1 pseudogene is annotated in these 503 nt (G+C 68.4%); it reads right to left on the reverse strand.

Annotated features, from left to right (window positions below):
- Positions 1–503: pseudogene (locus ACFPBZ_RS29600) on the reverse strand (monooxygenase); the annotation flags it as partial.

Consider the following 503-nt stretch of genomic DNA (forward strand, 5'->3'; position numbering starts at 1 on the left):
CGGCGCTGCCAGCCCGGCTCGCTGGTGTCGACCCAGTCGGGCCCCGTCTCGCACTGGCCGCGCACCCCGACCGTCGACGGTGTGCGTTGGAAGACCAGGAGCTCCTGGGCTCCTTCGGCGAGGTGAGGCACGGCCTGCAGGGCCGTGGCCCCGGTGCCGATGATCCCTACGCGCTTGTCCTTCAGACCGGTGAGGTTCCCGGAGTTGTCACCACCGGTGTAGGCGTAGTCCCAGCGACTGGTGTGGAAGGTGTGCCCCTGGTAGGTCTCGATCCCGGGGATGCGCGGGAGCTTGGGCAGGCTCTGTCGTCCGCAGGCGAGCACGAGGAAGTCGGCCGTGAGCCGATCGCCGTGATCGGTGGTGACGAGCCAGCGGGACTCGTCCTCCTGCCAGGCCGCCCCGGTGATGAACGTCTGGAACAGGGCCTTCTCGTAGAGACCGTAGGTCTTTCCGATGCGCTGGCTGTGCTCGAGGAGCTCTTCGGCGTACGAGTAGCGGTGGCG

This window comes from Actinomycetospora atypica (genome assembly GCF_042653685.1).
Classification (GTDB): domain Bacteria; phylum Actinomycetota; class Actinomycetes; order Mycobacteriales; family Pseudonocardiaceae; genus Actinomycetospora; species Actinomycetospora atypica.